The following is a 298-nucleotide window of genomic DNA, read 5'->3' as shown; positions in this document are numbered from 1 at the left end:
GTCCATCGCTGATCCGGTCGCTTTGTCGAATACCGCCAGGTAGTGGTTGGCGTGACCGGCCAGCCGGATCACATCGGTGATCGGCATGACGGTGCCGCCGCCGGTGGTGCCGACCCCGGCGCGAGATTCCAAGTCCTGCAGGGTGGTTCGGATGATGATCGACACCGGCAGTCCGTTGAGCTGGCCGAGTTCGCCACTCATCAACGCGATGCGTCCGACGGCGACCAGCGCATCGTGCTGGCGCTGGGTCAAGGTGCGGTGGTCGTTGTCGATCTGGGCTTGGGTCGGTGTGCCTGAT

General features: G+C 64.8%; 1 protein-coding gene. It reads right to left on the bottom strand.

Going from position 1 to position 298, the window contains the following annotated elements; translation table 11 throughout:
- Nucleotides 1-298 (bottom strand): DUF222 domain-containing protein (locus ABQE44_RS25850; protein WP_448432673.1); only part of this gene is annotated, 298 nt, incomplete at both ends.

This window comes from Mycolicibacterium sp. XJ2546 (assembly GCF_053483195.1).
This window is presented reverse-complemented; position numbering and strand designations above follow the sequence as displayed.